The organism is Streptomyces capparidis, from assembly GCF_054782095.1.
This window is the reverse complement of the sequence record NZ_BAAGTD010000050.1, coordinates 40,297-52,677: the sequence shown is the minus strand read 5'-3', so window position 1 is coordinate 52,677 and position 12,381 is coordinate 40,297. Positions and strand designations below refer to the sequence as shown.

Sequence of the window (12,381 nt, the reverse complement as noted above, 5' to 3'; positions counted from 1 at the left end):
GGTGAAGAGGATCTGGAGAGGCTGGCGGCGCTGGCGCAAGGGCCGCCCGTTCTGGGGCGGGCTGCTCGTCGTCATCGCGGGCGCCGAGATCACCGCCATCCCCCTGGCACCGCTGGAGGTGATGCTCCATCAGGGGATCGCCGGCGTCTCCTCGATCCTCATGGGGCTGATCCTCATCCTCATGGGCCTGACCTTCTGGTTCGCCCCGCAGTACCGTTCGCTCGCCGGAATCGTCTCCGTCATGCTGGCCGCGGCCTGCCTGGTGCTGTCCAACCTGGGCGGGTTCTTCTTCGGCACCATCACGGCCGTCATCGGCGGCAGCCTGGGCTTCGCCTGGCAGCCGCTCCCCCCGCAGGACGCCGGGGACACCCCCGCCGAGGCGCAGGCCGCCGGCGGCGGGCCCGCGGCAGGGACAGGACCGCCGCCGAACGAGCCCCCGCACCATCCGCTCATGGCGGCGGGCCCCGGCTCCTGACCCACGCACCACTCCTCTCAGTGCCGCACCACCCCCTCAGTAGTCCGAGCAACGAGACAAGGAGTGCATCAGCATGAGCCGTTCCCTCTCGTCCCGCGGCGCCACCACCGGCCGCGTCCTGAAGGCGGGCGTCGCCGTCACCGGCGCGGCCGGCCTGGCCCTGGCCGGCGCCGGCGCCGCGGGCGCCGTCAGCACCGCGAGCGCGATGGCCGCCCCGACCACGGTCAGCCCGGCGGGCGCGTACTTCTCGGCCTCCCTGGCCACCGGCACCACCGCCACGTTCACGGCCGGCAGTGTCACCGTGACGTGCAGCGTGTCCGCGACGAGCCCCACCACCCCGCTGGGCACCAACGCCAGGAACCAGATCCCGACCGCCAACACCAACCCGGACGGGCCCGTCTCCTCGAAGATGAACCCGCCCACCTACTCGTCCTGCCGCACCAACGTCCCCGCGGTGAGCGCCACGGTCACCACCAGCGGTGAGTGGATCTCGTCCATGCAGGGCGGCTCGACCGTCACCGGCAGCATGACCATCCCGACCGGTGGCGTCATCGTCCAGACCAGCGGCCTGGCCACGTGCAAGACCACGACCGCGCCGAACGGCCCGGCCGTCATCACCGGCTCGTGGGCCAACGGCGCGCCGTCGAAGCTGACGTTCAACACCACCGTGCCGGTGAAGGTCGAGGGCGGCTTCGGATGCCCGACCGCGTCCACCTCCGCCTCGTTCAAGGCCACCTACCAGGTGAACAACGTCAGCACGCTGGCGACGCCCATCACCGTGAGCTGACCCGGCGCCGGGGCCTCCCCGGTGTCACCCGGCACTGCCGGAAACCTTGCCAGTGAGCGTTGGCACAGTCTACGGTGCGAACGTGCCGGCCTCCACCCGCGGTCCCCCGGGCGGATGCTCAGCCGGCGCTCACTGGCGGGGTCCCACGGTGCACCGCTCCACCGCGCGCGGGGTTCCACGGCGCACGGGTTCCACAGCGCAAGTTCCACCGCGCACGGGTTGCAGGGGCGCACCGGTCAGGGGTGCGGGGTTCCACGGCCTTCCGGGAGGCGGCTCGCGATGAAGGAGACAGTCGGCCACGTCCGCGTGGCGGTGATCGGCGCCGGATTCGGCGGTCTCGGCATGGGGGTGAGGCTGCGTCAGGCGGGGATCCGCGACTTCGTCCTGCTGGAGCGGGCGGACGCGGTCGGCGGCACCTGGCGCGACAACACCTACCCGGGCTGCGCCTGCGACGTCCCCTCCCACCTGTACTCGTTCTCCTTCGCCCCCAACCCGCGCTGGCCCAGGAGCTTCTCCGAGCAGCCGTCCATCCGCGCCTACCTGGAGCGCGTCGCCGACGACTTCGCCCTGCGGCCCCATGTGCGCCTGCGCCACGAGGTCACCGAGGCGGCCTGGGACGACGCCGAGCGGCGCTGGGCGATCCGCACCACCGGCGGCGACCTCACCGCGGACGTCCTGGTCTGCGCGTCCGGCCCGCTGTCCGACCCGGTGCTGCCCGACCTGCCGGGACTGCACTCCTTCCGCGGCAGGGTGTTCCACTCCGCCCGCTGGGACCACTCCTACGACCTGACGGGCAAGCGCGTCGCCGTCGTCGGCACGGGCGCCTCCGCGATCCAGTTCATCCCCCGCATCCAGCCGCTGGTGCGCGACCTCGTGCTGTTCCAGCGCACCCCGGCGTGGGTGCTGCCGCGCGGCGACCGCCCCATCACCGGCCTGGAGACCCGCGCGTTCCGGTACGCGCCGCTCACCCAGCTCGCGGCCCGCGCCGGCATCTACTCCGTCCGCGAGAGCTTCGTCCCGGCGTTCACGCGCTGGCCGCGACTGATGCGCACCGCCGAACTGCTGGCCCGCGCCCACCTGCGCCGCCAGGTGCGCGACCCGTGGCTGCGCGCCGTGCTCACCCCCGACTACACCCTCGGCTGCAAGCGGGTCCTGCTCTCCAACGACTACTACCCGGCGCTCACCCGCCCGGGAGTCGAGGTGATCCCCTCCGGCCTGGCCGACCTGCGCGACCGGGTCGCGGTCGCCGCCGACGGCACCGAGCGCGAGGTGGACGCGGTGATCTTCGGCACCGGCTTCCACACCACCGAGCGCCCCATCGCCTCCCGCCTGCTCGGCCGGGACGGGCGCAGCCTCGGCGAGGTGTGGAGCCGCCGGATGCGGGCGCTGCGCGGCACCACCGTCGCCGGGTTCCCGAACCTGTTCTTCCTCATCGGGCCCAACACCGGCCTGGGCCACACCTCGATGGTGTACATCATCGAGTCCCAACTCGCCTATGTGATGGACGCGCTGCGGCTGATGGACGAGCGGGGTGTCGCCGCGATCGAGCCGACGCCCGAGGCGGAGGAGCGCTGGAACGCCGACCTCCAGCGCCGGATGCGGCGCACGGTGTGGCAGGTCGGCGGCTGCGCGAGCTGGTACCGGGACGCGGCGGGCGACAACCCCACCCTGTGGCCTTCGTCCACGCCGCGCTTCCGCCGGGAGACCCGGCGGGTCGACCCGGCCGAATACCGGCTGCTCGCCCGGCCCGCGGCGGCGAGGGCCGCCCGGGGCGCGGGCCGGGCGGTCACCGAGACGAGCACGACGACGGAGGGATGAGGCTGTGCAGGTGCGTTCCCGGTGGGCGGCGGAACCCCGTGGGCCCCGTACGGACGGCAGGCGACTGGTTCCGCGCGCGGCGCGGTGGATCCCCTCGGCGGACGGCACCCGGCTGCACGTGGAGGAGCACGGGCCCGAGGGCGCGCCCACCGCGGTGCTGGCGCACGGCTGGTGCTGCTCGACGCTGTTCTGGGAGCCGGTCGCGGAGCAACTGCTCGCCCGCGGCCTGCGCGTGGTGGTGTACGACCAGCGCGGGCACGGGCGCAGCGACACGCCGCGCCGCGAGGGCTTCAGCACCGACGCGCTGGCCGACGACCTGGAGGCGGTGGTGCGCCGCCATGTGCCCGAGGGCGAGCGGGCGGTGCTCGTGGGGCACAGCATGGGCACGATGACGATCATGGCGGCGGCGGGCCGGGAGGCGGTGCGGGAGCGCACCGCGGCGGTGCTGCTGTGCAGCACGGGCGCCGCCGACCTGGTGGGCGACGTGCAGGTGGTGCCGTTGCGCAGCCCGCGGCTGCGGTACCGGGTGCACCGCGCGCTGCTCACCTCGCCGCTGCCGCTGGGCCCGTCCACGCGGGCGAGCCGGTGGCTGCTGCGGTACGGCACGATGACGCCTGCGGCCACGCCGGAGCAGGTCGAGTTCTGCTCGCGGATCGTCCACGCCTGCGCCGGGCGGTCGCGCGCCGCCTGGGGCCGGGTGCTGCACCGGCTGGACCTGCGCGCGGAGCTGGCGCTGCTGGACGCCCCGACGATCGTGCTGTACGGCGCAGAGGACCGGCTGATACCGCCCGCGCTGTCGCGGGCGGTCGCCGAGGCGCTGCCCGAACTCGTGGACGTGGTGGAGCTGTCCGGGTCCGGGCACATGACGCCGGTGGAGCGTCCCGAGGAGGTGGCCGGGGCGGTGCTGCGGCTGGTGGACGGGTACCTGCCCGCCTCCGCCGCGGCGGCGGGAAGGGGAACGGTGTGAGGAACCGAAGGCTCGACGGCCGGACGGCCGTCGTCACCGGGGCGGCGCGCGGCATCGGCGCCGAGCTGGCCAGGACGCTCGCGGCCAGGGGCGCGCGGGTGGCGCTGCTGGGCCTGGAACCCGAGCAACTGGAGCGGGCCGCGGCCGACTGCGGCCCCGGCGCCGCCTGGTGGGAGGCCGATGTCACCGACCGCGCCGCGCTGGACCGGGTGGCCGGCGAGGTCGCCGGGCGGTTCGGCCGGGTGGACGTGGTGGTGGCCAACGCCGGGATAGCCGTCGGCGGCCCGTTCGCGCGCTACGACGCGGCCGCGTTCGACCGGGTGGTGGAGGTCAACCTGCTGGGCAGCGTGGCCACCGCGCGCGCGTTCCTGCCCCATCTGACGCGCTCCGGGGGCTATCTGCTCCAGGTGGCCTCGCTGGCGGCGCTCACCCCCGCGCCGCTGATGGCGGCGTACTGCGCCAGCAAGGCGGGCGTGGAGGCGTTCGCGCACAGCCTGCGCGCCGAGGTCGCCCACCAGGGGGTGGGCGTCGGCGTGGCGTATCTGAGCTGGACCGAGACCGACATGGTGCGGGCCGCGTTCGCCGACGAGGCGCTGGTGGGCATGCGGCGGACGCTGCCGTGGCCGGTGAACCGCGTCTGCCCGCTGGAGCCGGCGGTGGAGCGGCTCGCCGACGGCATCGCCCGGCGCGCGCCGCACGTGTACGGGCAGTGGTGGCTGCGCATGATGCAGCCGGTGCGCGGCAGCCTGCCTTCGGTGGTCGCGGTGGGCGCGCCGCGCCGCCTGGCCAGGTTCCGGGACGCGCTGGAGACGATGGAGGTCACCGGTCCCGTGGGTGCGGGCGGCGCCGCCGACGCCGCCGCCAGGGCCGCGGCCGAGGACCGGGAGGGTGGGCCGCGGGCGGAACCGAGCCTCCCCGCGTGAGCGCCGCCGAGCGGGAGTACCGCGTCGGGGAGCTGGCCCGCGCGGCCGGGATCAAGGTCCGCAATCTGCGGTACTACCAGGAGCGGGGGCTGCTGCCGCCGCCGCGCAGGGAGGGCAGGGTCGCCTGGTACCGCGGGGAGCACCTGGCCCGGCTGCGGGTGATCTCCGAGTTGCTGGGGCGCGGGCACACCCTGAACGGGATCGGCGAGCTGCTGGCGGCGTGGGAGCAGGACAGCAACGTCGCCGATGTGCTGGGCCTGGAGCGGGTGATGACGGAGGCGTGGTCCCACGAGGAGCCCGTCACCCTGGACCGTGCCGCCGTCCGGCGGGTGTACGGCGACCAGCTCACCGAGGAGAACCTGCGCCGGGCGGTGGCGCTGGGCTACGCGACGGTGGACGGGGACTCGGTCACCGTCGTCAGCCGCCGCCTGCTGGACGGCTCGGCGGCGCTGGTGCGCGAGGGCGTGCCGCTGTCGGCCGTGCTGGAGGCGGCGGCCCGGCTCCAGGAGCAGGTGGACGCGATGGCCGGCCTGTTCGTGGCGCTGGTGGGCACGCACGTGGTCGGGGACCTCGGGGAGCGTCCGCTGCCCGCGGCGGAGATCCACCGGATCTCCGAGGTGGTCGCCAGGCTCCGCCCGGTGGCGGGGGACGTGGCGGGCGCGGCGTTCGCCCGGGCGATGGAGGGGCGGGTCCGCGCGGAGTTCGGCGATGTCCTGGACGCCCTGGGAACGCGGCGCCGCGCGGGGTGCCGCGCGGGTGCCCGGGTATAGGCTCGGCCCATGCCGACGGCCCTCATCACCGGAGCAACCGCGGGAATCGGCGCCGCTTTCGCGCGGCGGCTCGCGACGGACGGTTTCGACCTGGTCCTGGTGGCCCGCGACACCGAGCGCCTGGAGCGCGCCGCGCACGAGTACCGCACCGCGCACCGGGTGCGGGCGGAGGTGCTGACGGCCGACCTCGCCGACGAGGACGGCCTGCGGGCGGCCGAGCGGCGCGCCGCCGACGGGATCGACCTGCTGGTGAACAACGCCGGGTTCGCCCAGCGCGGCAGGTTCCTGGAGACGAGCGTCGCCGACGAGGTCGCCATGCTGCGGGTGCACTGCGAGGCGGTGCTCCGGCTGACGCACGCCGCGCTGCCCGCGATGATAGAGCGTGGCCGGGGCGGCGTGATCAATGTGGCGTCGGTGGCCGCGTTCCTGGCCCGGGGCACCTACAGCGCGTCCAAGGCGTGGGTGGTGAACTTCAGCGAGAGCGTGCTGCGGGACATCCCCGCCGGTGGCGTGCACGTGATGGCGCTGTGCCCGGGCTGGACGCACACCGAGTTCCACCAGCGCGCCGAGATGGACATGTCCCGCATCCCCGAGCCGCTGTGGCTGGACGCGGACGAGCTGGTCGACACGGCCGTCCGCGACTTCCGCCGGGGGGTGCCGGTGAGCGTGCCCGGCGCCCCGTACAAGGCGGTCGTGGGCGCCACCCGGCTCCTCCCCCGCGGCCTGGTGACCCGAGTCTCGACCCGCATGGGCCGCCGCTACCGGGACACCTCGGGCTGACGGCGGTCCACGCACGGCGCGGCGCGCCGCGCGGGTGCCGGTCTCAGCGGGCGCCGTCGGTGCCCGGTGCGGCCGGGGCCAGGGAGCCGGAGCGGCGGCTTTCGTCGTACTCGGCGACCGCCGCGGCGACCACCGGCGAGTGGGCGAACGCGCGGGAGACGGCGACCAGCCGGGCGAGTTCGTCCGCGCCGTCCGAGCCGCCCGGCGGCCCCTCCCCGGAGGGGGCGGGCGGCGGGAAGCGCTCGCCGCGCTCCTTGGCGGCGACGGCGGCCCGGCAGTGCGCGGCCTCCAGGGCCGCCGCCGCCTCCGCGTCCGGCAGTCCGGCCTCCCGGGCGTGCCGCAGCACGATCGGGGTGAGCCGGGCGTCGGTGTGGGCGCGCAGCGCCAGTCGCCCGTCGAGGATCTCGGTGAGCCGCCGGGTCAGCCGCAGTTCGGCGTCCCACCACGGGACGGGCACCGGCGGGACGATGGCGGGGGTGGCCCGCCGCAGCGCGTCCCACAGCGGGTGCAGGCGCCGGTAGGCGGCCAGCCGGGCGGCCCGGCCGCGCAGGCTGGTCAGCCGGTGCCCGGCCACGGGCAGCACGAAGCCCACGGGGGTGACGAGCGTGGACAGGCCGGCGAAGGCGGGCGCGGCGTCGGTGCTGAGCCAGTCGAGGTCGCCGCCGGCCCAGCGCGCGGCCAGCGCCGTCAGCTTGCACAGCGTGAACCCGACCCCGCACAGCGCCCCGACGACGATCACCCGCAGCCCGCGCCGCAGCCACGGCCGCCCCGCGACCTTCGCCCACCGCCAGCCCATCCAGGCGAGACCACCGATCGCCGCGCCGTAGACCAGCACGTACACGACGATGAGTTCGGCGATGTACGCGGTGGTCGCGTAGTGGGTGTCGAAGTCGCGGCGCCGCTCGACCGGGGTGTCGCCCAGTGCGAACAGGACGACGATGGCGGCCACGAGCACCGGGCAGGCCACCGCCCAGCGCCGCGCGGTGACCCGGGCGCGCTCGGCCGGGCCGCGCCAGTGCGCGAGCAGGGTCTGGAGGCCCGCGGACTCGGCGACAATCAGGGTGTAGACCAGCGGCGCGGCGAAGTTGGGCACGCCGGTGAGGTCGTTGACGAAGCCGACGGCCCGCGGCGCGGCGAAGAACAGGATCAGCGCGGCGCACAGCAGGCACCAGGCGACGAGCCGGCGCAGCGGATTGCGGGGGCGGCGCCACAGCCCGGGGAGCTTGGAGAGGAACGCCACCCAGGCGACGGCGGAGCAGGTCCAGAAGACGGCGGTGGTGCTATCCACGGTCGGGCCGCTCCCGCTCCCGGCCGAGCGCGGTCTCCAGCCGGTGCACCAGGCCGGCCGCCGAGTCGGGCACGGCCCAGGTGCGCTGCGGCAGCCAGCGGCTGACCTTGGACAGCAGCAGCGAGGAGAAGAACTCGGCCTCCTGCTCGGCCTCGGCGGAGCAGTGGGTGCGGGCGGCGACGATGCGGGCGACGGTGCCGGGGTCGAGGGAGGGGAAGACCAGCCGGGTGGCGTCGGGGCCCTCCACGGCGGTGGCCTCGTGCTCGGCCTCCATGTGCCAGAACTCGTGGCCGGTGATCGCCAGCCGGTGCCAGGGGCTGGTGTCCCGCTCGCAGAGCACGAAGTGGGCGGCGTCCGTCGCCAGCCACAGGCCGCTGACCGTGTCCGGCGGGAAGGGCACCAGCCGGTGGTGGACGGGCCGGCCCAGCCGCTGCCCCATGCGGTCGCACAGCCGGGCGATCAGGTCGTCGGGATCCGCGGGCACCGGCAGGTCCAGGTCGCGGACGAGCGCCGCGCAGCTCCGGCGCATCCGCCTCAGGTCCATGTCACCGTCCCGCCCTTCCCGGGGCGTACGCCAGGTCGCGACGAGCATCCGCCGTCCCACCCCCAAGGTGTCCGCATGGGCGTCAATTCTCCCCGGAAGGCGCCCTCGGCTTCGCGTCATTCTCCAGAACGGCCTCGACGATCTTGGTGACCGCGGCCAGGCCCTCGGGCGAGAGCTCGAGCGCGCGCAGCGCCAGTTGCCGCACGCCCAGGTTCCCCGCGACCTTGGCCAGCGCTATCTCCGCCTCCGTCTGGGCGGCCGTCGCGTCGTCCAGGAAGTACGAGGCGGGCACCCCGAAGAAGCGCGCGAGCGCGGTGAGCAGCTCGGTGGAGGGGTTTTTCTTCGTCCCGTTGCGCAGCGCGGACAGGTACGCGCCGCTGACGCGGATGTCGGGGTTGGCCCGTTTGATCGCGGTGGCGACCTCCTCGTTGGTGTACCTGCGGCCCCGGGGGCCCTGCGGGCGGATGTCGTCGAACAGCCGCCCGAGTCTGCGGGCCAGCATCGGCCGGTCCTCGGCCTCGGACTCCACGTGCCACCTCCACCGCGAGGAGATCATCGCCCGGGCGGCGTCCCGCCGCGCCCCTAACTCGCAGTATCCAATTAGTAGTTGACAGCGACGGCCGCCGCGAGCTTAGACTCACCGAGCACGGTAATTCTACTCCCGGTTGAATTTTCAGAGATCTGTTCAACTCAGGGTTCAGCTACGCCGCGAACCCGGCCGACTCGGTTGACGGGGGCCGACCCGGTCGGCGCGGCCCCACCGGGCCGTGCCCTGAGGTTGTCGCGAAGACGGAGGCGACGGGGGCTCACCTCGCGTGACGCCTCCTCCCCGACGCTTCCGCGAGAAGGGGATCGATGGCCACCGCTCCGCATCCGGGCACCCTCCGATGAGCGCCGCGTTCAACGGTCCCGGGCCGCAGCCCCGGCACGGCGTCCACCGCGACCCGCCGCACCCGGCGGCGCACGGCCGGCGCGCACCCGGCCGCGGAGCCGGCGAGCGGGCACCCGGGCCGCACCCGAGCCCGCACTGGGCGCTGTCCCCGCTCGCCGACCCGGCCTGCCGCACGGACCCGCGGGCGGTGCGGGAGGCCCTGGAGACGACCGCCAACGCCATGGCCAACGGCGCCAAGTGGCTGGCCGCGGCGGCCGCCGACCCGGATCGGGTGCTGGCGGCGTGGGGCGCGGGCGAGCTCGCCCACGTCCCGACGGGGCCGGGGTGGCAGATCGTGCGCTGCGTCAAGCCGCTCGGCCTGGACGCCGTGGTGCGCATGTGCGCGGCCAACCACCGGCTCGGCCCGGTGCTGCTGACGGTGCGCGGCACGGTGGAGTTCCTGGTGTCCGCGGAGAGCAGCCGGGGCTGGCGGCTGCCGGGCACCACGGTGGTCGGCGCGCCCGGCACGCTGCACTGCCCGCACCCCCATGTCGTGCCGCTGCGCGCGGTGCGGGGCCGCACCTGGCTGGTGCCGCCGGACGGGACGGGCACCCTGACGGACGGGGACCTGCTGTGCGAGGCCCTGGCGGCGGCGCGGGCGGCGGCAAGCGTGCTGGGCGGCACCTGGTAGCGCGGCGCCGGCGGACCCGCGGGGACGGCGCCCGGGGCCGAGCCGTCACCGCTCGCGCAGCTTCAGCCGCCGCTCCTCGCCCGGGGGCACCCCCACCACCTCTCCCCCGACCTCCACCTGGATCGGCACCTCCGCCGAGCCCGGCACGCTGACCAGCAGCTCCTCCCCGGACAGGCGGATCCCCACCCCCCAGTGCCCCCGGTAGCGCAGCGAGAAGCCGAACTCCGACAGCTCGGGCAGCGGCACCGGGTCGAGGCACAGCCCGTCCTCGCAGGTCTCCAGGCCCGTCAGCCCCCGCTGCACCAGGTCCAGGGTCCCGGCCATCGCGCCCAGGTGGATGCCCTCCGCGGTGGTACCGCCCTGGATGTCGGCGACGTCCCCGGTCAGCGCCTCCAGGCAGTACCGCCAGGCGTCGCCGCGCCGCACCCGCGCCAGCACCAGGCCGTGCACCAGGCCGCTGAGGGTCGAGCCGTGGCTGGTCCTGGCCAGGTAGTAGTCCACGGTGCGGCGCCAGGTGGCGTCGTCGAGCCGGTGCCCGAGGCCGTGGAACAGGCCCGCCAGCTCCTTGGCGGAGAACAGGTACCCGAGCATCAGCACGTCCGCCTGCTTGGACGCCTGGTAGCGGTTGACCGTGTCGCCCTCCGCCTCCAGGATCCGGTCCAGCCGCCTGATCTCGCCGTACCGCTCGCGGTAGCCGTCCCAGTCCAGCTCGGCCAGCTCCCCGTACCCGTCGAACTGGCTGATCACCCCACCGTGGAACGGCACGTACAGGCGTCGGGAGACCTCCTCCCACAGCTCCAGCTCCGCCGGGCCGAGGGCGATGCGCTCGAACAGCTCCCTGCGGCGCGGCTCGGGCAGGGTGCGGGCCACGTGCAGGGCGCGGCCCAGCACCCAGGAGGCGGTGACGTTGGTGTACGCGTTGTCGTCGATGCCCGGCTCGGCCGCGCCCGGGTAGGCGTCGTGGTACTCGTCGGGGCCCACCACGCCGCGGATCCGGTACCGTCCGAGCGCCGGGTCGAAGACGGCCAGGCTCGCCCAGTGCCGGGCGATCTGGGTGAGCAGCTCCGCGCCCCTGGTGTGCAGGAAGTCGTGGTCGCCGGTGGCCTGCGCGTAGTGCCACACGTTGTAGGCGATGGCCGAGCCGACGTGGCGCTGGAGCCGGGAGTGGTCCAGCAGCCAGCGGCCCGAGCGCGGGTTCAGGTGCAGCACCTGGGTCTCCTCCCGGCCGTCGCTGCCGCTCTGCCAGGGGAAGCGGGCCCCGGTGTGCCCGGCGTCGGCCGCGGCCCGGCACGCCTGCGGCAGCCTGCGGTGGCGGTAGGTCAGCAGGGCGCGGGTGACCTCGGGGAAGTGCAGGTTCAGATAGGGCAGCACGAACAGCTCGTCCCAGAAGACGTGGCCCCGGTACGCCTCGCCGTGCAGGCCGCGCGCGGGGACGCCCACGTCCAGGTCGGCGGTGTGCGGGGAGAGCGTCTGGAGGACGTGGAACAGGTGCAGCCGCAGGATCCGCCCGGCCTCCCCCGGCACGTCCAGGTCGGCGCGCCGCCACAGGTGCGCCCAGGCCACCCGGTGCCCGGCCAGCAGCCCGGCGAAGTCCGGGGCCCGGTGGACGTCGTCCAGGGAGGCGTACAGCGGGTCGCTGATCGCGGTGTCCCGCGAGGTGTGCAGGGCGACGGTCTTCTCCACGGCGGCGGCCCGGCCGTCCTCCAGGTCCAGCAGCACCCGCTGCACGGCCGCCCGCTCCCCGGGCCACGGCTCCACCGGGACGCCCTCGGGGGGCCGCAGCCGGACGGCGAGGGCCACGCCGATGGCGGAGGTGGTGGTGTGGCAGCGCAGCCAGGCCGTGTCCGGGGGCTCCTGCCCGGTGTACACGCCGGTCAGGTGGCGCCCGTCGAGGTCCTGGTAGCGGGCCACCCCGCAGTTGCTGACCGTGCCGTCCAGCGCGGACTCCACCTCGATCCGGCCGCTCCAGCCCTCGGCGGTGAACTCGGTGCGCAGCCCGGCCAGGTGCGGGTCGCCCATGTGGACCAGGCGGCACTGCCCCACGCGCAGCACCCGCCCCTCGGGGTCCCGGTAGACGGCCTCCCGGGTGAGGGTGCCCTCGCGCAGGTCCAGGGTCTGCCGGTGCCGCAGCAGCCAGGGCCCGTCCGGGCTCAGCCACGGCGTGCCGGTGCCCCGCCCGGCCTCGGGCAGCCTGGCGTCGAGCACCCGGAACCGCAGGGGCAGCCAGTTGGGCACGTTGACCAGGTCCTCGTTCTCCACCATGCGCCCGGCCACGTCCGACACCAGGCGGTCGTAGCAGCCCGCGATGTACGTGCCGGGGTAGTGGGCGGGCCCCGGGGCGGCCTCGGGGGCGGCGCCGCGGGTGGCGAGGTAGCCGTTGCCGAGCGTGCACAGCGACTCGCGCAGCCGCTCCTGCCCCGGGTCGTAGCCCTCGTAGGTCCAGGTCCACTCCGGCATGCGGCGTCCC

12 protein-coding genes are annotated in these 12,381 nt (G+C 75.3%); 8 read left to right on the top strand and 4 right to left on the bottom strand.

Annotated features, from left to right (window positions below; translation table 11 throughout):
- Position 1 precedes the first annotated feature (1 nt).
- The 7 genes from ACYVO2_RS30525 to ACYVO2_RS30495 all read left to right on the top strand — a co-directional run bounded on the left by ACYVO2_RS30525 (position 2) and on the right by ACYVO2_RS30495 (position 6,520).
- The gene (locus tag ACYVO2_RS30525) at positions 2-475 is read left to right on the top strand and encodes a DUF6114 domain-containing protein (protein ID WP_461011289.1); all 474 of its coding nucleotides are present in this window, start codon (positions 2-4) and stop codon (positions 473-475) included.
- A gap of 73 nt (positions 476-548) precedes the next feature.
- On the top strand, positions 549-1,262 hold the full coding sequence (locus ACYVO2_RS30520; protein ID WP_461011288.1) for a hypothetical protein: 714 nt from the start codon (positions 549-551) through the stop codon (positions 1,260-1,262).
- 279 nt (positions 1,263-1,541) lie between these two features.
- Complete coding sequence (locus ACYVO2_RS30515) at positions 1,542-3,080, top strand: flavin-containing monooxygenase (RefSeq protein WP_461011287.1); 1,539 nt, start codon at positions 1,542-1,544, stop codon at positions 3,078-3,080.
- A gap of 4 nt (positions 3,081-3,084) precedes the next feature.
- Positions 3,085-4,047, top strand: a complete 963-nt coding sequence (locus ACYVO2_RS30510; protein WP_461011286.1) for an alpha/beta fold hydrolase — start codon at positions 3,085-3,087, stop codon at positions 4,045-4,047.
- The gene (locus ACYVO2_RS30505) at positions 4,044-4,970 is read left to right on the top strand and encodes an SDR family oxidoreductase (protein ID WP_461011285.1); all 927 of its coding nucleotides are present in this window, start codon (positions 4,044-4,046) and stop codon (positions 4,968-4,970) included. Before ACYVO2_RS30510 ends, ACYVO2_RS30505 begins: the two co-directional genes overlap by 4 nt.
- Positions 4,967-5,740: a MerR family transcriptional regulator gene (locus ACYVO2_RS30500; RefSeq protein ID WP_461011284.1), complete on the top strand. Its 774-nt coding sequence runs from the start codon at positions 4,967-4,969 to the stop codon at positions 5,738-5,740. Before ACYVO2_RS30505 ends, ACYVO2_RS30500 begins: the two co-directional genes overlap by 4 nt.
- A 9-nt stretch (positions 5,741-5,749) precedes the next feature.
- On the top strand, positions 5,750-6,520 hold the full coding sequence (locus ACYVO2_RS30495; RefSeq protein WP_461011283.1) for an SDR family NAD(P)-dependent oxidoreductase: 771 nt from the start codon (positions 5,750-5,752) through the stop codon (positions 6,518-6,520).
- Between the two features lie 43 nt (positions 6,521-6,563).
- On the opposite strand, the gene ACYVO2_RS30490 is transcribed toward ACYVO2_RS30495, so the two are convergent.
- The 3 genes from ACYVO2_RS30490 to ACYVO2_RS30480 all read right to left on the bottom strand — a co-directional run bounded on the left by ACYVO2_RS30490 (position 6,564) and on the right by ACYVO2_RS30480 (position 8,881).
- Entirely contained in the window at positions 6,564-7,808 is a 1,245-nt protein-coding gene (locus ACYVO2_RS30490; protein WP_461011282.1) for an MAB_1171c family putative transporter, read from the bottom strand.
- The gene (locus ACYVO2_RS30485; RefSeq protein WP_461011281.1) at positions 7,801-8,352 is read right to left on the bottom strand and encodes a hypothetical protein; all 552 of its coding nucleotides are present in this window, start codon (positions 8,350-8,352) and stop codon (positions 7,801-7,803) included. Before ACYVO2_RS30485 ends, ACYVO2_RS30490 begins: the two co-directional genes overlap by 8 nt.
- Before the next feature lie 82 nt (positions 8,353-8,434).
- Entirely contained in the window at positions 8,435-8,881 is a 447-nt protein-coding gene (locus ACYVO2_RS30480; protein ID WP_461011280.1) for a helix-turn-helix domain-containing protein, read from the bottom strand.
- Positions 8,882-9,239: 358 nt separating this feature from the next.
- Between ACYVO2_RS30480 and ACYVO2_RS30475 the strand changes: the two genes are divergently transcribed.
- Positions 9,240-9,914: a hypothetical protein gene (locus tag ACYVO2_RS30475; protein ID WP_461011279.1), complete on the top strand. Its 675-nt coding sequence runs from the start codon at positions 9,240-9,242 to the stop codon at positions 9,912-9,914.
- Positions 9,915-9,959: 45 nt separating this feature from the next.
- On the opposite strand, the gene ACYVO2_RS30470 is transcribed toward ACYVO2_RS30475, so the two are convergent.
- Positions 9,960-12,371, bottom strand: a complete 2,412-nt coding sequence (locus ACYVO2_RS30470) for a glycoside hydrolase family 65 protein (protein WP_461011278.1) — start codon at positions 12,369-12,371, stop codon at positions 9,960-9,962.
- Between the last annotated feature and the right edge of the window lie 10 nt (positions 12,372-12,381).